This is a genomic window from Amantichitinum ursilacus (genome assembly GCF_001294205.1).
Lineage (GTDB): Bacteria > Pseudomonadota > Gammaproteobacteria > Burkholderiales > Chitinibacteraceae > Amantichitinum > Amantichitinum ursilacus.
Window position 1 is genome coordinate 26262 of record NZ_LAQT01000009.1, and the last position, 17486, is coordinate 43747.

Sequence of the window (17486 nt, forward strand, 5' to 3'; positions counted from 1 at the left end):
GCGCGTTACACATCCAGATAGATCAGGTCCACATCCAGGCATAGATCGGGTTTGGCGTCCGAAACCACGTCGATGGGCGTAGCGGCAAATTGCGCCCGTGCCGCTGCCAGCTGTTGCTGCAACGGCTTCAGCGAGCGCAGATACCCGCTGGAGGGTTTGGCGATCCGGGTAAAGTACTGCGCCTGGATTTCGACATACGCCTTTTGATTGGACACATTCTTCCAGGCGCACGCCTTGTCGTGATCGGCCGGGTCGGCCAGATTCTCCAGCAACACAAATCGCGCGTTCTGCTCCAGCACCAGCAAGCGCTGCGTGTATTTCAGCGCTTTGACTTGCGCATCATCCAGCGTGGGCGCGGCATAAGCCGGGCCCGCAAGCGCCAACAGCAAAAGCAGCGGCAGGGTACGTGCAAACATGGTGGCAATTCCGGCGGTGGAGGGGTTCCGCGTGTCATGTCTTCCGCAGGCGGATTACTTGATAAGTAGACCACTACGGCGGTCCGCGACGCGCTTTGCGCAAAGAAACGCCTTGTTTTACGCCAGGCGTCGCAAACGGCCAGCTTCCAACATCCGCTTGACGACGCGCCGCGTCATGCAACGAGCCCCGCGCCAGGCTTAGCGCGCGGGCCACCAATGCCAGCCATGGGCTGCGCGGCGCAGCTCAAACCGGCATAGCGGCGGTACCTGAATACGCGTGAATGCCACTGCCGGCGCGCCCAGCGCATGCAGAATCGCGGCGCGGATCACCATCGGATGCGTTAGCGCCACGATCTCGCTGGCGTGCTCCGTGGCGGCCAGTTGGTCCAGCCACGCGCCTACGCGCTGCAGCACATCGCTAAAACAGGCCGCGCCGCCTGCGGGTGCGTCAGGGTGTTGCAACCACGCGGCCAGCGCATCGGGCTCGGCGCTGGCCACATCGCCCAGGCTTTGCCCATGCCAACGGCCGTAGTCCATATCGGCCAATGCCACTTCCACCTGGGCCGGGCGCGGCAGCAAGGCGGCGGTGGCCAAAGCCAGTGCCGATGGCGCGCACAGCAGCCGCGCGTCGGCAGGCAGCCATTCGGTTAGACCACACGCCAGCGTCTCGCGTACACCGCGCTCATCCAGCGTTTCGTCGTCCGGAAAACACCCCTTGCGCACCGCAGTGGTGGCGGCAAGGCTGAACAGATGCAAGCGCGTGGTCATGGCGGGGTCCGGGCAAAGTGAATACGCCGTTTGCAGGCGTGAAAAGAATTCAGTACCGATTGCAGTCGGCCGCCATTAGAATGCCCGCAAAATCAAAAGGCAATACATGCCGATATCACTACAATGACGTGGTGTTTACCCAGCTTGCAATTCAGGAGAGATTTATGAGCGAAGCCGTCCTCAATCCGGCCGTCGTTGAGCCCACCCCGATTCCGCTGGGCGAATGGCTGCCCTGGGCCGTGTTCGGTGGCCTGCTGGCGCTGATCGCGCTGTACTTTGTTGGCAGCGAGCAAGGCGCCACGGCCTTGTTCCAAGGCACCTATATCCACGAATTTGTGCACGACGGCCGCCATTTGCTCGGCTTTCCTTGTCACTAAGCCGGGGTTCTTATGGTTGGTCAATTATTGCTACGCGGCATGATCGCGGGCGTGGTCGCGGGCTTGCTCACGTTCTGCTTTGCCCGTATTGCGGGCGAGCCGCAAGTGGATCAGGCCATCGCCTTCGAGGAATCGAATGCGCATGCGCATCACCATCATGATGGCGAGGCCGACGAGCCCGAACAGGTCAGCCGGCAGACTCAGGCCGGCGTGGGCCTGTTAACCGGCGTAGTCACCTACGGCGCGGCCTTCGGCGGTTTGTTTGCGCTGACCTTTGCGTTGATCTACGGCCGCAGCAGCAAGCTGCCCGCGCGTCCGTTGGCCGCATGGATGGCGCTGGCGGGTTTTGTGGCGCTGACCATCGTGCCCAATCTCAAATACCCGGCTAATCCGCCCGCAGTGGGCGATCCCGACACCATCGGCCTGCGCACCGCCTTGTTCTTCGGGATGATCGCGATTTCGCTGGTGGCGATGTTGGTCTCGCTGCGCGCGCGCAAAGCCATGGCCCAAACGCTGGGTCTGTGGAATGCCTCGATTGCGGCAGGCGTGTTGTTTATCGCGCTCATCGCCATTGCGCAGGCTTTGTTGCCCGACATCAACGAAGTGCCTGCCGCGTTCCCGGCCGTGCTGCTGTGGAAATTCCGCGTCGCCGCGCTGGGCATGCAAGCCATCATGTGGACCACGTTGGGCTTGCTGTTTGGCCTGATGGCCGATCACAAAATGCGCGAACTGCGCGCCCCGGCGCTGGCGCACTAAGCCCGCGTTATCGCGTTCCAAAAAAGGCCGGATCCATGCGATCCGGCCTTTTTACGTTTGCGCGACCACGCCGCCATTCAGCCGGCGTACAAGGTCGAATCGGCAAAATCATCCGCATTCAGCACGCGCCCGACCAGGATTAGCGCGGTGCGCTCGATATGGGTGTCTTCGATCAAGCCGACGATGCTGCCCAGCGTGCCCACCACACGCGCCTCATCGGGCCAACTGGCGCGGTAGACCACGGCGATGGGGCAGTCCGCGCCGTAATGCGGCAGTAGCTCGGCCACGATGGCGCTTAGATGCCGCACGCCCAAGTGGATGGCCATGGTGGCCTGGTGTCGCGCCAGGTCGCCCAATTGCTCGCCGGGCGGCAGTTTTGATTTGCTGCCATAGCGGGTCAGGATCACGGTTTGCGCCACACCGGGCAGCGTTAGCTCCACGCCCAGGCTGGCGGCGCAGGCGGCGGTGGCTGTCACGCCCGGGATAATCTGATAGGGAATGTCTAGTGCTTGCAGGCGACGGATTTGCTCGCCAATCGCGCCATACAAAGAGGGATCGCCCGAATGCACGCGTGCCACATCCTGCCCCCGCGCATGCGCCGCTGCCAGCAAGTCGATGATGGCGTCCAGCGTTAATTCGGCGGTATTGACCACACTTTCGGCCTGATGGCCCGCCAGTACTTCGGGCGGCACCAGCGAGCCCGCGTACAGAATCACCGGGCACTGACGCACCAGGCGCTGGCCTTTGACGGTGATCAGATCGGGGTCGCCGGGGCCTGCGCCAATAAAATAAACAGTCATGCTCAGGGCCTGTTTTGAGTTGCCAGCAGCGCCTGCGCGGCGCTGGCCAGATCGAAGAATTGCCGCGTGGCCGCGGGCAGGGTGGGGCGTTGCTGCATCAACACTGGCAAGCCCAGTTCACGCGCCACGGCCAGTTTGGCCTCGGTGGCGCTGCCGCCGCTGTTCTTGCTGACGATGACGTCGATGTCGTGCTGCTGCATCAAGGCACGTTCACCGTCCATCGTAAACGGCCCGCGCACGCCGAGAATCTGCGCACGTGCATTGCCGGGATGCGGATCAAGACAACGCACCAGCCAGTGTTGCTGCGGCGGAATTTCATCCAGATGCGCTAACGGCTCGCGGCCCGAGGTAAACAGCGGACGCCTGAAAGCCTGCAGTGCGCGCGTCAGATCGGCCCAGTCGCCCACCTCGCGCCAGTCATCGCCGGGGCCCGCTTGCCACGCCGGACGCCGCAACGCCCAATACGCCACGCCGGTTTGCGCGCAGGCGTGGGCGGCGTTGGCGCTGATCTGCGCGGCATACGGATGGGTAGCGTCGAACACCAGACCGATATGCTCGGCGCGGATAAACCCGGCCAGTCCCACGGCGCCACCAAAGCCACCGACGCGCACGCGGCAAGGCAAATCCTGCGGCACGCGGCCCAGGCCGGCCAGACTGTAAATGGTGCGGGGGTCCAGCTGGCGCGCCAGTTGCAGCGCGTCGCCAGTGCCGCCTAACAACAAGATGTTCATGCGGCGTTATCCGGGGCTAACGGCTTGTGCACTTCGTACAGCATCAGCGGCAAGGCCGGCCGCCAGGTATCAAAGCTGCCCAACGCCTGCGCTTGCGCAAGGGCAATGCGGGTGACGCTGCCGCCGTGCTGCTCGCGCCAGGCCAGCAAGGTGGATTCGGCTTGTAAGGTCACCGCATTGGCGATCAGGCGGCCGCCCGGTTTCAGCGCCTGCCAACACGTTGGCAACACGCCCGGCACGGTAACGCCGCCGCCAATAAAAATCGCATCGGGCGCGGGCAGGTCAGCCAGTGCGGCTGGCGCCTCGCCCGTCACCAATTGCAATCCCGGCACGCCCAACTGATCGCGATTATGCGCAATCAGTTGCTGCCGCACCGCATCGGCCTCGACGGCAATGGCGCGGCAACTGCGATGGCTGCGCATCCATTCAATGCCGATCGAACCGCAACCCGCGCCGACGTCCCAGAGCAATTCGCCGGGACGGGGCGCCAGCCGCGCCAACGTAATGGCGCGCGCGTCGCGTTTGGTCAGTTGGCCGTCGTGGCGATACGCCTCGTCGGGCAGGCCCGGCGTCAGCGGCAGGCTGCGGGTGTCGCCGTCGGCAATCAGATCGAGCGCGACGATATTCAAGCGGGCCGCTTCGGCAATTGACCAACTGGCCGCCGTGGCGTCAATGCGCTGGGCCTGCGTGGTCGAGCCCAGATGTTCCAGCACCGTCATGCGGCTGGCGCCAAAACCCAAGGCGCTGATGTGGCGCGCAATGGCGGCCGGCGCAAAGCCATCCGCCGTCAGCAGCAATACGCGCTGCCCGGCATGCAGATCGAGATTGAGGCTGGCAAGCGGCTGGGTCAGCAACGAGCGCACCGTGCATTGCTGCAAAGGCCAGCCCAGTTGCGCCGCCGCCAGCGACACGGACGAGGGCGCGGCGATGATGCGCATTTCGTCGGCCGGCAAGGTTTGCGCCAGGCTCGCGCCTACGCCGTAGAACATCGGATCGCCGCTGGCCAGCACACACACGGGCGTACCACGTTGTTGCAACACCGGGGCCAGATCAAACGGGCTGGGCCACGCCATGCGCTGCGCCGGCAAGCGGGCAGGCAGCAAGGCCAGCTGGCGTGGCGCGCCCACAATCAGCCGCGCCTGCCACAAGGCGCGCCGTGCGCTGCGTGGCAGTTCGACATAGCCGTCATCGCCAATGCCCACCACGGTTAACCACGCGCTCATGCCTTGTTTTTCCTTGTGCGGGGGCCCGGTCGCGCAGCGGGCTGCAATGACGGGGCATACAAAATTGCATAACATAGCAAACCGGCCCGGCCGCAGCCCGACCGGCTTCGCAAATCAGGCCGCAAGTATATCGTATCGCCCGCGCCGTTTTGACCGCGTGCGCGTGTTTTAAACTGGTTAACCCGGTGCCGTTTTGAATCGCTCCCTGTCCTCCGTTATCCCGCTCGTGGCCGCACGCGCGTCTGCTTGTCCGGGCTTGCTCAACATCGTGCCGACGCGCGATGGTGGCTTGTGCCGCATCCGCTTGCCCGGCGGCGTTTTGCGCGCGCCGCAAGCGCATGCGCTGGCGCGCGCCGCCGCGCGGTGTGCCAGCGGCGTAATCGAAGCCACCAACCGCGCCAATCTGCAGATACGCGGTGTGCGCGTGGGCGCGGAAGACGACCTGATCGATGCCTTGCTGGCAGCGGGCCTGGGGCCAGCAGACGGCGCGGGTTCGCTGGATGCGCGCGATGGCGTACGCAATGTGATGCTCAGCCCGTTGGCCGGACGCGATGCGCAGGCCGTGCTGGATATGCGCCCGCTGGCGGCGCAACTGTTGGCTGTGCTGCAACACACGCCGGAATTTGCCGCGCTGTCGCCCAAGTTCTGTGTGTTGCTGGATGGTGGCGAAGCCTTGGTGGCGCGCGATCATCCGCACGATATCTGGCTGGCGGCCGTAACGGATCAAGCACGCGGCACGCAACTGGCGGTGGGCCTGGCCGGATGCCCCGCTGATCTTGATCACGGCGCGCAGCCCGTCGCAGTAGTCGCCCCACAGTACGCGCTTGAGCTGGTGGCCGCGCTTTTGCATAGCTTTCTGAAGCTGGCGCAACCGGGCCAGCACCGCATGCGTGATGTCCTGGCTGACCACGGTGTGGCCACGCTGATCCAGCAAGCACAACAACGCTGCAACTTCGCGCTGGATGCCCGGCCTGATCCGGCGCACGGGTTGCGCAAACCCTCGGCCACCCACTTGCGTATGGGCATCCACGCACAAGCGCACACGCCGGACGCGCCCGCGTTGTACTATCTCGGCGCGCAATGGCCGCTGGGGCGGATCAGCGCGGCGGGTTTGCAGCAATTGGCCGATGCCAGCGACGGCGTGCTGCATTTCACGCCGTGGCAAGGCGTGCTCGCACCCGATCTCACAGCGGCGCGGGCGCAGCAGTTGCAAACGCAATGGCAGGCGCTGGGCTTGCTGACCGATGCCGCCAATCCGCTGGCGCAGCTGATTGCCTGTGCGGGGAGCAGCGGCTGCAATCGCGCGCTGGCCGACGTTAAAGCCGATGCGCTGCGGCTGGCGGGTTTGCTCGATGTTCCGCGCGCCGTGCATCTGAGTGGCTGTGTGCGTTCGTGCGCTGCCGCGCATTGCGCGCCGTGGACGCTGTTGGCGCTCGCGCCCGACCAGTACGACCTCTATCAATACAACGGCGCGGCCGGTTTCGGTGCGCCGTTGGCAACATCCATCACGTTAGCCCAGGCCGCGCAGATGCTGAATGCGCAGCCCATCAACCCGGATTGATTTAATGCTCGACTATGTTCGCGACGGCCAGGAAATCTATCGCCGTTCGTTTGCCACCATCCGCGCCGAAGCGGATCTTGGCGCCATCCCGCCTGATCTTGAAAAACTGGCCGTGCGCGTAATCCACGCCTGCGGCATGACCGACGTGGTGCAAGACCTGGCGTTTAGCGCCGGTGCGGGCGCGGCAGGTCGCGCCGCCTTGTTGGCCGGTGCGCCCATTTTGTGTGACGCCCGCATGGTGGCCGAAGGCATTACGCGGGCGCGTTTGCCCGCCCACAACCCGGTGATCTGTACGCTTAACCAGCCCGAAGTGCCGGGCCTGGCCAGCGAGCTGGGCAATACGCGTTCCGCCGCTGCGCTGGAATTATGGCGGCCGCATCTGGCGGGCAGTGTGGTGGTGATCGGCAATGCGCCCACCGCTTTGTTTTATCTGCTGGAAATGCTGGATGCGGGCGCGCCCCAACCGGCGCTGATTCTGGGCTTTCCGGTGGGCTTTATTGGCGCGGCCGAATCCAAAGCGGCCCTGGCCGCCGACAGTCGCGACGTGCCGTTTGTGGTGGTGCAGGGCCGGCGCGGTGGCAGCGCCATGGCCGCCGCCGCCGTTAACGCCTTGGCGACGGAGGCGGAATGAGCAGCGTGCAGCCAGGTCGTTTACTCGGATTGGGCGTGGGCCCGGGCGACCCCGAACTGATCACCGTCAAGGCCCTGCGCTTGCTGCAGTCCGCGCCGGTGGTGGCCTATTTTGTGGCCAAGGGCAAAAAGGGCAACGCCTTCGGCATCATCGAACAACATCTGACGCCCGCGCAGCAGCAAGTGCCGCTGGTGTATCCGGTGACCACCGAAGCGCTGGCGCCGCCGCTGGATTACGAAAGCGTGATCGCTGATTTTTACGACACGGTGGCCGATCAGCTGGCGCTGCATCTGGACGCGGGCCGCGATGTGGCGGTGATCTGCGAAGGCGATCCGTTTTTCTACGGTTCGTATATGTATCTGCATGACCGCCTGGCCACGCGCTACCCGGCCGAAGTGGTGCCCGGCGTGTGTTCGATGCTGGGCGGCGCGGCGGTGCTGGGCGTGCCGCTGGTGTATCGCAACCAGAGCCTGTGCGTGCTGTCCGGCGTGTTGCCGGAAGACGAACTGAAGCGGCGTCTGGCTGATGCCGAAGCGGCGGTGATCATGAAGCTGGGGCGCAATTTCGACAAAGTGCGTCGCGTGTTGCAACAACTGGGCTTGGCCGAGCGCGCGCTGTACGTCGAGCGCGCCACCATGGCCAATCAGCGCATCGTGCCGATCGATGAGGTGGAACCGATGGCGTCGCCATATTTTTCGCTGCTGGTGGTGCCGGGGCAAAAATGGCGCGGTTAGAGCACGACTTCGGCCACGCCGCCATTGTCATCCTGGGCACGGGTGCATTGGCCACCGCACGCCGCATTCAGTCGGCCTTGCCCGGCGCACAGGTACATGCGCTGGCAGGCCGGGTGGAGGCGGACATCGCCTATTCCGATCTGACGGGTCATCTGCGCGATCTGTACGCGCGCAACGTGCCGATTATTGCGTTGTGCGCGGCGGGCATCCTCATCCGGTGCATTGCACCGTTGCTGGCCCACAAAGGCAGCGAGCCGCCGGTGCTGGCCGTGGCGGAAGACGGCAGCGCAGTGGTGCCCTTGCTGGGTGGGCTGACCGGCGCGAACGTGTTGGCGCGGCAACTGGCGACCGCGCTTGAGGTAGCGCCCGCCATTACCACCAGCGGCGAATTGCGCTTTGGCACTTGCTTGCTGAACCCGCCCGTAGGCTACGCGCTGGCTGATCTTGATCATGGCAAACGCTTTGTGTCTGATTTGCTGGCTGGTGCGTCCACGCGCGTCGAAGGCGAGATGCCATGGTTGGCGGCGGCAAGCTTGCCGCTGCAAGCCGATGCCGCACACGCGATCACGCTGAGCCCGTATGCCTGGCAGGGCGAGCGCCGTCAGTTGGTGATTCATCCGCGTTGCGTGCTGGCGGTGCTGGACCGCATGGACGGTGATGTCGTGGCGCACATACAAGCCGCATTGGCGGCACACGGGTTGGCACCGCAGGCTCTGGCGGCGCTGGTGTTGCCGTTGGCGCAGGCCTGCAATGCCGCCAGTGCTGCGGCACAGGCGCTGGGCGTGCCGTTGCGGTTGCTCGATGCGGGCGATGTGCTGGAGAGCGGCACGGACCAGGTGATTAAAGCGGACGCCGCCGTCACGCTGCATATCGCACACGGTGCGATCGACATCCACCGCATTGGTCGCCCGCGCGGACGGCTTAGCGTCATTGGCCTCGGGCCCGGTCGCGCCGATCTGCTCGCACCCGCAGCCCGGCGCGCGCTGGACGAGGCCACCGATGTTTTGGGCTACGACACCTACGTCAAAATGGCGGGCCCATTTCGCGCCGACCAGACCGTGCATGGAAGCGATAACCGCGAAGAACTACAACGCGCACGCCATGCGTTTGAACTGGCGTTGGCGGGGCGGCGTGTGGTGATGGTGTCGTCCGGCGACCCCGGCGTATTTGCGATGGCGGCGGCGGTGCTGGAAGCGCTGGACGGCGCGGATGACGTGCGCTGGGGTGGCGTCGAACTGGACATCATCCCCGGCATCTCGGCGGCATTGGCCACCGCGGCGGTGGCGGGTGCGCCGCTGGGGCATGACTTCTGCATGCTGTCGCTCTCGGACAATCTGAAGCCGTGGGCAGTGATTGAACAGCGGCTGGAACACGCCGCAGCGGCCGATCTGGCGTTGGCGTTCTACAACCCGATCTCGCGCGCCCGTCCGTGGCAACTGGAGCGCGCGCTTGAGATCGTGCGCGGCCATCGTCGCCCCGAAACCGTGGTAGTACTGGGCCGCGACATCGGCCGCCCCGGCGGCACGCTGCGCACACTGACGCTGGCCGAACTGCAAGCCAGCCACGTCGACATGCGCACCATGGTGCTGATCGGCTCATCAATGACCCGCCGCTTCCAGCTCGGCCACAGCCCCGAATGGACCTACACCCCACGCTGGTACCCCAACCCCGACGCGTAACCCCAAGCTGCTGCATAGGGTGGGTCATGACCCACCATTTCAAAGCCGCGAAGAAGAACACACTCTCTGCTTCTTGACGGCTTTGGGTGGTGGGTCATAACGGGGACGCCGAGGCCCACCCCATGAAGCGCAGTGGACGAATTACAACTTCCACGCTGTGCGCAGCGCGGCGCAGCGGCCCAGCCGCAGCGGGCCGGTTTCGAAATCCACGATGTGGATTTCATCGGCGTGGAAGGGGCGGGTGGGTGTTTCGGTGGTGCGGCCGTCGGTCAGCAGCCACAGATGCCGTTGTTGCGCCGGGTGCAGCCGGGCGGCGCGGGCCAGTAGCGCGTCGGCTTTGTGCAGCGCCAGCCGCAATGGCGTGCCGCCGCCGCCCGTTAACGGCGCAAGCCAGCGTTCGTTCCACCATCGCGGCACGGCCGGGCCAAAGCGGAGGTCGGCCTGTTGTCCGCCAAAGCAGATCAGCGCCGCCATCGCGCGTTGCTGCGCGACCTGGTCGAACATCGACGCCAACCAGCCTTTAGCCAGTGCCAATTGGTCGTCGCGCAACATCGATGCCGAACAATCCAGCACAAAACAATGCAGCACGCCCGCAAGCGCGCGTTGCGGTTGATAACGCAAATGTTCGGCCGCCAGCACCGCCCCCGCCCTGGCCTGCAAGGTGCGTGGCCAGTGCAGGCGTGTGCCGGCCGCGCCATATGCCGCGCGCACGCTACCTTTGCCTTGTTGCCATCGGGCACCGCTACGCACCGTAGCGGCGGCTTTGCTTCGATGGCTCAGGGTTTTTTTGCCGACAGCGGCAGCACCGCTTTAACGGCTGTAAGCCCGGTGTTTTGCGGCGGTAGATAACCCCAATCGCCTTCAGCCTCAGCCGGTTCAGTGGGCTTGGTGGATTCGCTTGCAGGCGGCTGCGATGCCGCAGGCGGTGGCGGCGCGCTGTCGCTGCCGCGCCGATGCCGCAGCACCGCGGGCGCCACCGTATCGACATGTGCCGGCGTAATCGCCGCCGCGCCTTCCAGCGCCGCTAGCGCCCGGGCCGCATGCAACATAACCAGATCGGCGCGCAGGCCATCCACCTGGGCGGCGATGCACAGCGCGCTGACGTGCGCATGCACCGCATCGCTAAACGCCAGCGTGTTCAGCCGTGCGCGCGCGGCGTGGATTTGCTCGGTCAGCGCATGTTGCAGTTCGGCGTAACCGGCGCGAAACGCTACCGGGTCCAGTTCAAACTGCAGCCGCGCCTTGACGATCTGTTGCCGCACGCCTGCATCAAAACAGTTTTCCAGCTGCACCATCAGGCCGAAACGATCCAGCAATTGCGGCCGCAATTCGCCTTCTTCCGGATTCATGGTGCCGATCAACGCAAAGCGCGCGGCGTGGCTATACGACACGCCATCACGCTCCACCGTATTGATGCCGCTGGCGGCGGCGTCCAGCAGCGTATCCACCAGCGCGTCGGGCAGCAGATTGATTTCGTCCACATACAGCACGCCCTGATGCGCGCGCGCCAGCAAGCCGGGAGCAAAGCGCAGGGCGTTGTCCTGCAACGCGGCGTTCAGGTCCAGCGAGCCGGTCACGCGGTCTTCGCTGGCGGCCAAGGGTAGCGTCACCAGTTGGCCTTCGGGCAGCAGTTCGGCCAGTGCGCGCGCCGCGGTCGATTTGGCCGTGCCACGCGGGCCGCTGATCAACACGCCGCCCAGACCAGGGTCGATGGCGGCCAACAATAACGCTTGTTGTAGCTCGGTCTGGCCGATCAGCGCGGCAAACGGAAATGCCAACGGCGCGGAAACCGGGGCAGGCGTAGGGGTCATCGGGTGTGTCCTTCCAGCTGCTGTTCGGTGGCCAGCAAATGCTGTTCAACTTGCGCGCGATAGTCGCCGGGTTGTTGCCACAAGCCGCGTTGCATCGCTTCCAGCAAACGCTCGCAGATGCCATGCAAGGCGTGCGGATTGTGCTGTTGTAAAAAGTCGCGGGTGTCGGCGTCGTTTAAATACGCGTCGGTCACCAGCGCGTATTGATGGTCCGCCAGCACGCGCGCGGTGGCGTCGTAGCCGTACAGATAATCGACGGTGGCGGCGATCTCGGCGGCGCCCTTATAGCCATGACGTTTAACGCCGGCAATCCATTTGGGATTGACCACGCGCGAGCGGATAACGCTGGCGATTTCTTCCTGCAGCGTGCGGATGCGTGGCGCGTTGGGGTTGCTGTGGTCGGCGTGGTAGGTACTGGGCTGCTGGCCGGACAGATGGCGCACTGCCGCCGTCATGCCACCCTGAAACTGGTAATAGTCATTCGAGTCCAGCACATCGTGTTCGCGGCTATCCTGGTTTTGCAGCACCACATCCAGTTGCGACAAGCGCTGGCCAAAGCTGGCCTGGGCCGCTTCGCCATCGCTGTTTTGCCCATAGGCGTAGCCGCCCCAGTGTTGATAGGCGTTGGCCAGATCGGCGTCGGTCTGCCATTGGCGCTGGTCGATCAGTGCTTGCAAGCCCGCGCCGTAGTTGCCGGGGCTGGCGCCAAACACACGCCAACCGGCGCGACGCCGCGCTTCAGTCGCCGCCATGCCTTGCGCTTGCAAGGCATCGCGTTCACGCAGGATGCGGGCGCGAATCGGGTTGACGGCTTCGGGCTCATCCAGCTCGGCCACCGCTTGCACCGCCGCATCAAACAGATGGATCAGGTTGGCAAACGCATCGCGGAAAAAGCCGGACACCCGCAAGGTGACGTCGATGCGCGGGCGGTCAAAAATCTCGATGGGCAGGATTTCAAAATCGGTCACGCGATGGCTGCCTTGCGCCCATTTGGGCCGCACGCCCAGCAAGGCCATGGCTTGCGCAATATCGTCGCCGCCGGTGCGCATCGTGGCCGTGCCCCAGACCGACAAGCCCACCGCGCGCGGAAAGTCGCCGTGCTCTTGCAGATGGCGTTCCAGTAATTGCTGCGCGGATTTAACGCCGAGCGACCAGGCGGCCGGGGTGGGCAGAGCGCGTGTATCCACCGCGTAGAAATTGCGCCCGGTCGGCAAGACATCGGGCCGGCCGCGCGTGGGCGAACCACTGGGGCCGGGCGGCACACATTGCCCTGCCAGCCCCCGGCGCAATTGCAGCAATTCCTGCGCGCCGCAGGCATCCAGCGGTGGCAATACGCTGCGTTGCAAACGCGTCAGCACGGCGCTGCTGTGCGCGCCAATCTCATTCATGACCGTGCCGTCACACAGCTGTTGCAGCAACTGGCCTGCCAGCGCTTCGAGTCGTTCGCGGGTATCGCCGGTGTGGCGCCAGGCATCGGGCAGGATGTTGCTCAGGAGGGCCGGGCGCGGCCCGGTCCATGGCGCGGCCCAATCGGCTTGCAGCGGATCAAACTGCGCGCCCAGCTGCAGGTCGCGCGCCAGCGCCGCAATCAAACCGGCCTGTGCGCCTTGGCCATCACCCACCGGAAAACGCGCCAGTGCTTGCAAGGTATCGCGCCGTTGCCGCTCGGTCGGCGACTGGCCAAACACATGCAGGCCATCGCGGATCTGCGCTTCTTTCAGTTCGCACAACCAGGCATCGACACGCGTCAGTAGTGCATCCTCGTCACCCGCTGGCGTGCTCAGGTTAAGTTCTTCGTGCAGCTTGTTCTGTTTGATGGCTTGCAGAATGGTCTGGCGCAGCAGCCTGGCGCGGCGCGCATCCACCATCAAGGCTTCGTAATATTCGTCGACCTGGCGTTCCAGATCCTGCAGCGGGCCGTAGTTTTCCGCGCGCGTGAGCGGCGGCATCAGGTGGTCGATGATGACGGCCTGGGCGCGGCGTTTGGCCTGGCAACCTTCGCCCGGATCGTTAACGATAAACGGGTATAGATGCGGCAACGGCCCCAGGATCAGATCGGGCCAGCAAGTGGAACCCAGCGCCACGCTTTTGCCGGGCAACCATTCCAGATTGCCGTGCTTGCCCAGATGCACCACCGCGTCGATGCGCCAGGCATGGCGCAGCCAGAAATAGAACGCCAGATAGGCATGCGGCGGCACCAGTTCGGCATCGTGATAACTGGCGTAATCGGCCTCGCCGCGCGAGCGGGACGGCTGGATGCCGACAAATACGTTGCCGCAACGCCAGCCGGCAATGGTAAAGCGGCCCTGGCGCAACGTCGGATCGTTTTCGGGTGTGCCCCAACGTGCGTCGATGGCGGCTTTGATTTCGGGTGGCAATTGCGCCAGCTGCGCCAGGTAATCCGCCAGCGCATAGCTTTGCAACGCCGGGCGCAGGGCGCGGGTGGCGGGGTCGTTGGTCACGCCTTGGGTAAGCTGCGCAATCAGCGCGTCGCCATCGCGTGGCAAGTCACCGATCTGATAGCCCTGGTCCGCCAGCATTTGCAACACGCCCAGTGCTGAGGCGGGCGTATCGAGGCCGACGCCATTGCCGATGCGGCCTTCGCTCATCGGATAGTTGGCCAGGATCAGCGCCAGTTTTTTGTCGACGTTGGGCAGCGTGCGCAAACGGCACCAGCGCTGCGCCAGCGTCACCACAAAATCGATGCGTTCCAGATCGGGCTGGTATTGCACCACGTCGACTTCGGTATGCGGGCAGCGATAAGCCAGGCCCTTGAAGCTGATGGCGCGCGTGATGATGCGGCCGTCGACTTCGGGCAGCGCCACATGCATGGCGATATCGCGCGAATTAAGCCCTTGGTTGTCGGCTTGCCACGCTTCGCGGTTGCTGCCGGACAGGATGACTTGCAACACCGGCGCATCGCCAAACAGATCGAGCGGCGCCGGGTCGTCGATGGCGGAGGCGGCGAAAGCGGTGGTGTTCAGTACCAGCGCCACCTGCTGCTCGGCGCACAGCTGGCGCATTACCTGCTTGCTGATGCCGTCCTTCAGCGACGTCACCGCCATGGGTAGCGGGTTTAACCCGGCCGCGAGCAGCGCGTCGATCAAGGCATCAAACACCGCGGTATTGGCGGCTTGCAGATGCGCTTTGTAAAACACGATGGCCACCACCGGCGCGCCCACCTGCCAGCGCGCTTGCCAGTCCGCCACGCTGGGTTGATGCAAACCGGGCAGATAGATCGATGCGGCGGGCAGCGCACGCGGTGGCTCGGGCTCGCTGCCCCAGCCCAGCGTGTGGAAGGCAATGGCGCGCAAAAATGCTTCGGCATTCTGCGCACCGCCTTCGCGCAGATAGCGCCACAGCTGTTGGCACAAGGCGGCCGGGGCGGTGCTTTTGGCGATCAGGTTGGAGTCTTCTTGCAAGTCACCCGAGAACATCGCCAGCGTTTGGCCGCGCGAGCGCGCCAGCGCCATCGCTTGCTCGATGCCATAGGGCCAGTAGCTTTCGCCACCCAGATGATCGATGACCACGGCTTGCGCATGCTGCAACACATCGTCGACATAAAAATCCACCGACGCCGGTTGCCGTAGAAACGTGACATTCGCCAGCCGCACGCTGGGAAAATCCGGGCCCAGCCGCGCCACCGCACCGGCCAGCAAGGCCAGCGTGGTGTCGGCCGAACTCAGCACCACAATCTGCGCCGGGCGTTGCTCGATCCGGATGACGCCTGCGCTGTCATCGACAAAACCGCCCGGCGTGGTGCGCAATAAATGCATGCGCTCAGGCCGCTTGCGTGGCGTGGGCCAGCGCGTCGGTCAGCGCTTGTTGCAATGTGGCCTGGTCCAGCTCGGCGCCGATCAGGACAAAGCGGCTGCTTTGGTTTTCGCCGGCCTGCCAGCGCCGATCAAAATAGCTGTCAAAGCGCGTGCCCACGCCCTGAATCACCAGCCGCATCGGGGCGTCGGGCAGGGCGGCGAAGCCTTTTACGCGATAGATGTCGTGCGCCTGCACCAGGCTGCGCAAGGCGGCGATGGTGGCTTCGCGCGATGTGGTTTCGGCATGCACCACCACCGAATCGAAATCATCGTGATGATGGTCAGGATCATCGGCCGAGCCGTGATGGCCGTGGCGTTGTTCGATGCCTTCTTCTGATCTGGCCTCCAGGCCCAACAGCGTGGCCAGATCCAGCTGGCCGTTTTGCGCACGCACAATCTTGACGTGCGCCGGGATGTCTTCGCGGATGGTGTCTTCGACGGCGGCGATATGCGCCGGGTCCAGCTGGTCCATTTTGTTAAGGATGACCAGGTCGGCGGCGGAGAGCTGATCGGCAAATAATTCGTGTAGCGGCGATTCGTGGTCCAGATTGGGGTCCGCCTTGCGTTGCGCGTCCACGGCTTGCGGGTTTTCCGCAAACTGGCCCGCAGCGGTGGCCGGGCCGTCCACCACGGTAATCACGGCGTCGACGGTAAAGCTGTTCTTGATCGACGGCCAGTTAAACGCCTGCACCAGTGGCTTGGGCAGCGCCAGGCCCGAGGTTTCGATCAGCACGTGGTCGATCTGGTCGCGCCGTTCGTTCAGCGCTTCCATCACCGGGTAGAACTCTTCCTGCACCGTGCAACACAGGCAGCCGTTGGCCAGTTCGTACAGCTGGCCCGCGGTTTCATTGCCTGCGTCGTCGCAGCCGATGCCACAACCCTTGAGGATTTCGCCATCAATGCCCAGCTCGCCAAATTCGTTGACGATGACCGCAATGCGCTGGCCTTGCGCGTGTTGCAGGATGTGACGCAGCAGCGTGGTTTTGCCGCTACCCAGAAAGCCGGTGACGACGGTAACGGGGATTTTGCGCAGTTGCATGGTGAAGAAGCTCCGGGGATGGGGTGAGCACGCTAAGGGCAGCGGGAGTGCGGCGCGTGTCTGGTAATAGTTACGGTATGATTCTACCAGCGCGGGCAAAGGCCCGTAACAAGCGCCATTCATGCGCGCGGGCAGAAATTTTCATGGCGTGGACGCGGATGCGCAAATGGGTAGTGGGCATAGGCTGCCGGCGTGATGTCTCGGCGCAGCAAATCAGTGCGGCGGTAACGGGCGCGCTGGCCGCGGTGGACGGCGTTATCGAGCAGATTGCCGTGATCGCCACGCTGGACAGCAAGCTGGCCACCCCTGCGTTGCTGCAGTTTTGCACCACGCACGCGCTGCCGCTGCACGGTTTTAGCGTCGCACAGATCAATGCCTTGCCCGTCACCTGGACGCCGTCCGCCGCCGCGCAAGCGCAGTTGGGCGTGAGTGGCGTCAGCGAACCGTGCGCTTTGCTCGCCGCCGCCGGTGGCGCGCTGGTAATACCCCGATTTCGACTTGATGGCGTGACTGTCGCCATCGCCCAGACAGGAAGTACCTAATGAAGACTGATCCCGCCGCGCACCAGCGCATGACGGAACGCCGCAAAGCCGGCCATGAAAAAAAACAGGCCGAAGCCACCGTCGAAAAAGGCTTGCTGATGGTGAATACCGGCACTGGCAAGGGCAAATCCACTGCCGCCTTCGGCATGGCGGTACGCGTGTTGGGCCATGGCATGAAGCTGGGCGTGGTGCAATTTATTAAAGGCGCTTTGCATACGGCCGAACGCGATTTTCTGGGCGCAGTGGCCACCTGCGACTTTGTGACGATGGGCGATGGCTACACCTGGAACACGCAAGATCGCAGCAAAGACATTGCCACCGCCCGCAAAGGTTGGGACGAGGCGCGCCGCATGATCGAAAGCGGCGACTACCAGATGGTGATTCTGGATGAGCTGAACACGGTGCTGAAATACGAATATCTGCCGCTGGACGAGGTGCTGAGCGTATTTGCCGCACGGCCCGAAATGCTGCATATCGTGGTGACCGGCCGCCACGCGCCCGAAGCGCTGATCGAAGCGGCTGACCTGGTCACTGAAATGACGCTGGTCAAACATCCGTACCGTGAACAACACGTTAAAGCGCAGCGTGGCGTCGAGTTTTAAG

Annotated in this window: 17 protein-coding genes; 8 read left to right on the forward strand and 9 right to left on the reverse strand. The window is 64.4% G+C overall.

Annotation, left to right across the window (positions count from 1 at the left end):
* Positions 1-5: 5 nt before the first annotated feature.
* Together WG78_RS11540 and WG78_RS11545 are read right to left on the reverse strand one after the other, a co-directional pair.
* Positions 6-416, reverse strand: coding sequence for a hypothetical protein (locus WG78_RS11540; protein ID WP_053937986.1), 411 nt, complete (start codon positions 414-416; stop codon positions 6-8).
* Between the two features lie 198 nt (positions 417-614).
* Positions 615-1184, reverse strand: a complete 570-nt coding sequence (locus WG78_RS11545) for a histidine phosphatase family protein (RefSeq protein ID WP_053937987.1) — start codon at positions 1182-1184, stop codon at positions 615-617.
* Between the two features lie 164 nt (positions 1185-1348).
* Here WG78_RS11545 and WG78_RS11550 point away from each other — a divergent pair, with 164 nt between their 5' ends.
* Both WG78_RS11550 and WG78_RS11555 read left to right on the forward strand, forming a co-directional pair.
* Positions 1349-1561 (forward strand): CbtB domain-containing protein, encoded by a 213-nt coding sequence (locus WG78_RS11550; protein ID WP_053937988.1) that lies wholly within the window; start codon positions 1349-1351, stop codon positions 1559-1561.
* A gap of 12 nt (positions 1562-1573) precedes the next feature.
* Positions 1574-2317 (forward strand): CbtA family protein, encoded by a 744-nt coding sequence (locus WG78_RS11555; RefSeq protein WP_053937989.1) that lies wholly within the window; start codon positions 1574-1576, stop codon positions 2315-2317.
* 77 nt (positions 2318-2394) lie between these two features.
* Here WG78_RS11555 and cobM read toward each other — a convergent pair whose 3' ends face one another.
* From cobM to WG78_RS11570, 3 genes are read right to left on the reverse strand one after another with little or no spacing between them, the layout of a single operon-like run.
* Complete coding sequence (gene cobM / locus WG78_RS11560; protein ID WP_053937990.1) at positions 2395-3117, reverse strand: precorrin-4 C(11)-methyltransferase; 723 nt, start codon at positions 3115-3117, stop codon at positions 2395-2397.
* 2 nt (positions 3118-3119) lie between these two features.
* The gene (locus WG78_RS11565; RefSeq protein ID WP_053937991.1) at positions 3120-3848 is read right to left on the reverse strand and encodes a cobalt-precorrin-6A reductase; all 729 of its coding nucleotides are present in this window, start codon (positions 3846-3848) and stop codon (positions 3120-3122) included.
* Positions 3845-5071 (reverse strand): bifunctional cobalt-precorrin-7 (C(5))-methyltransferase/cobalt-precorrin-6B (C(15))-methyltransferase, encoded by a 1227-nt coding sequence (locus WG78_RS11570; protein WP_053937992.1) that lies wholly within the window; start codon positions 5069-5071, stop codon positions 3845-3847. The genes WG78_RS11565 and WG78_RS11570 overlap by 4 nt, the downstream gene beginning before the upstream one ends.
* A gap of 193 nt (positions 5072-5264) precedes the next feature.
* On the opposite strand from WG78_RS11570, the gene cobG reads away from it, so the two are divergent.
* The 4 genes from cobG to cobJ are packed head-to-tail and all read left to right on the forward strand — an operon-like array spanning position 5265 to position 9676.
* Positions 5265-6632 carry a precorrin-3B synthase gene (cobG, locus tag WG78_RS11575; RefSeq protein ID WP_053937993.1) on the forward strand — a complete coding sequence of 456 codons (1368 nt, stop codon included), beginning with the start codon at positions 5265-5267 and terminating at the stop codon, positions 6630-6632.
* Positions 6633-6636: 4 nt separating this feature from the next.
* Positions 6637-7263, forward strand: coding sequence for a precorrin-8X methylmutase (locus WG78_RS11580; protein WP_053937994.1), 627 nt, complete (start codon positions 6637-6639; stop codon positions 7261-7263).
* Positions 7260-7997: a precorrin-2 C(20)-methyltransferase gene (locus tag WG78_RS11585; protein ID WP_053937995.1), complete on the forward strand. Its 738-nt coding sequence runs from the start codon at positions 7260-7262 to the stop codon at positions 7995-7997. The genes WG78_RS11580 and WG78_RS11585 overlap by 4 nt, the downstream gene beginning before the upstream one ends.
* Positions 7985-9676, forward strand: coding sequence for a precorrin-3B C(17)-methyltransferase (gene cobJ, locus WG78_RS11590; protein WP_053937996.1), 1692 nt, complete (start codon positions 7985-7987; stop codon positions 9674-9676). Before WG78_RS11585 ends, cobJ begins: the two co-directional genes overlap by 13 nt.
* Before the next feature lie 141 nt (positions 9677-9817).
* Here cobJ and WG78_RS11595 read toward each other — a convergent pair whose 3' ends face one another.
* From WG78_RS11595 to cobW, 4 genes are all read right to left on the reverse strand, one after another.
* Positions 9818-10387, reverse strand: coding sequence for a vWA domain-containing protein (locus WG78_RS11595; RefSeq protein ID WP_053937997.1), 570 nt, complete (start codon positions 10385-10387; stop codon positions 9818-9820).
* A gap of 65 nt (positions 10388-10452) precedes the next feature.
* Positions 10453-11487: a magnesium chelatase ATPase subunit I gene (locus WG78_RS11600; RefSeq protein WP_053937998.1), complete on the reverse strand. Its 1035-nt coding sequence runs from the start codon at positions 11485-11487 to the stop codon at positions 10453-10455.
* Positions 11484-15263 (reverse strand): cobaltochelatase subunit CobN, encoded by a 3780-nt coding sequence (gene cobN / locus WG78_RS11605; protein ID WP_053937999.1) that lies wholly within the window; start codon positions 15261-15263, stop codon positions 11484-11486. Before cobN ends, WG78_RS11600 begins: the two co-directional genes overlap by 4 nt.
* Positions 15264-15267: 4 nt before the next feature.
* On the reverse strand, positions 15268-16341 hold the full coding sequence (cobW, locus tag WG78_RS11610; protein ID WP_053938000.1) for a cobalamin biosynthesis protein CobW: 1074 nt from the start codon (positions 16339-16341) through the stop codon (positions 15268-15270).
* A 143-nt stretch (positions 16342-16484) separates the two neighbouring features.
* On the opposite strand from cobW, the gene WG78_RS11615 reads away from it, so the two are divergent.
* Positions 16485-16883, forward strand: a complete 399-nt coding sequence (locus WG78_RS11615; protein ID WP_201782421.1) for a cobalamin biosynthesis protein — start codon at positions 16485-16487, stop codon at positions 16881-16883.
* Positions 16883-17485, forward strand: coding sequence for a cob(I)yrinic acid a,c-diamide adenosyltransferase (cobO, locus tag WG78_RS11620; protein ID WP_053938001.1), 603 nt, complete (start codon positions 16883-16885; stop codon positions 17483-17485). The genes WG78_RS11615 and cobO overlap by 1 nt, the downstream gene beginning before the upstream one ends.
* Position 17486: the final 1 nt, after the last annotated feature.

What these genes read in the sequence shown, in the direction of transcription:
- WG78_RS11540 (WP_053937986.1), bottom strand. Translation starts at nt 416, where the DNA reads ATGTTTGCACGTACCCTGCCGCTGCTTTTGCTGTTGGCGCTTGCGGGC.
- WG78_RS11545 (WP_053937987.1), bottom strand. Translation starts at nt 1,184, where the DNA reads ATGACCACGCGCTTGCATCTGTTCAGCCTTGCCGCCACCACTGCGGTG.
- WG78_RS11550 (WP_053937988.1), top strand. Translation starts at nt 1,349, where the DNA reads ATGAGCGAAGCCGTCCTCAATCCGGCCGTCGTTGAGCCCACCCCGATT.
- WG78_RS11555 (WP_053937989.1), top strand. Translation starts at nt 1,574, where the DNA reads ATGGTTGGTCAATTATTGCTACGCGGCATGATCGCGGGCGTGGTCGCG.
- cobM (WP_053937990.1), bottom strand. Translation starts at nt 3,117, where the DNA reads ATGACTGTTTATTTTATTGGCGCAGGCCCCGGCGACCCCGATCTGATC.
- WG78_RS11565 (WP_053937991.1), bottom strand. Translation starts at nt 3,848, where the DNA reads ATGAACATCTTGTTGTTAGGCGGCACTGGCGACGCGCTGCAACTGGCG.
- WG78_RS11570 (WP_053937992.1), bottom strand. Translation starts at nt 5,071, where the DNA reads ATGAGCGCGTGGTTAACCGTGGTGGGCATTGGCGATGACGGCTATGTC.
- WG78_RS11580 (WP_053937994.1), top strand. Translation starts at nt 6,637, where the DNA reads ATGCTCGACTATGTTCGCGACGGCCAGGAAATCTATCGCCGTTCGTTT.
- WG78_RS11585 (WP_053937995.1), top strand. Translation starts at nt 7,260, where the DNA reads ATGAGCAGCGTGCAGCCAGGTCGTTTACTCGGATTGGGCGTGGGCCCG.
- cobJ (WP_053937996.1), top strand. Translation starts at nt 7,985, where the DNA reads ATGGCGCGGTTAGAGCACGACTTCGGCCACGCCGCCATTGTCATCCTG.
- WG78_RS11600 (WP_053937998.1), bottom strand. Translation starts at nt 11,487, where the DNA reads ATGACCCCTACGCCTGCCCCGGTTTCCGCGCCGTTGGCATTTCCGTTT.
- cobN (WP_053937999.1), bottom strand. Translation starts at nt 15,263, where the DNA reads ATGCATTTATTGCGCACCACGCCGGGCGGTTTTGTCGATGACAGCGCA.
- cobW (WP_053938000.1), bottom strand. Translation starts at nt 16,341, where the DNA reads ATGCAACTGCGCAAAATCCCCGTTACCGTCGTCACCGGCTTTCTGGGT.
- WG78_RS11615 (WP_201782421.1), top strand. Translation starts at nt 16,485, where the DNA reads ATGGCGTGGACGCGGATGCGCAAATGGGTAGTGGGCATAGGCTGCCGG.
- cobO (WP_053938001.1), top strand. Translation starts at nt 16,883, where the DNA reads ATGAAGACTGATCCCGCCGCGCACCAGCGCATGACGGAACGCCGCAAA.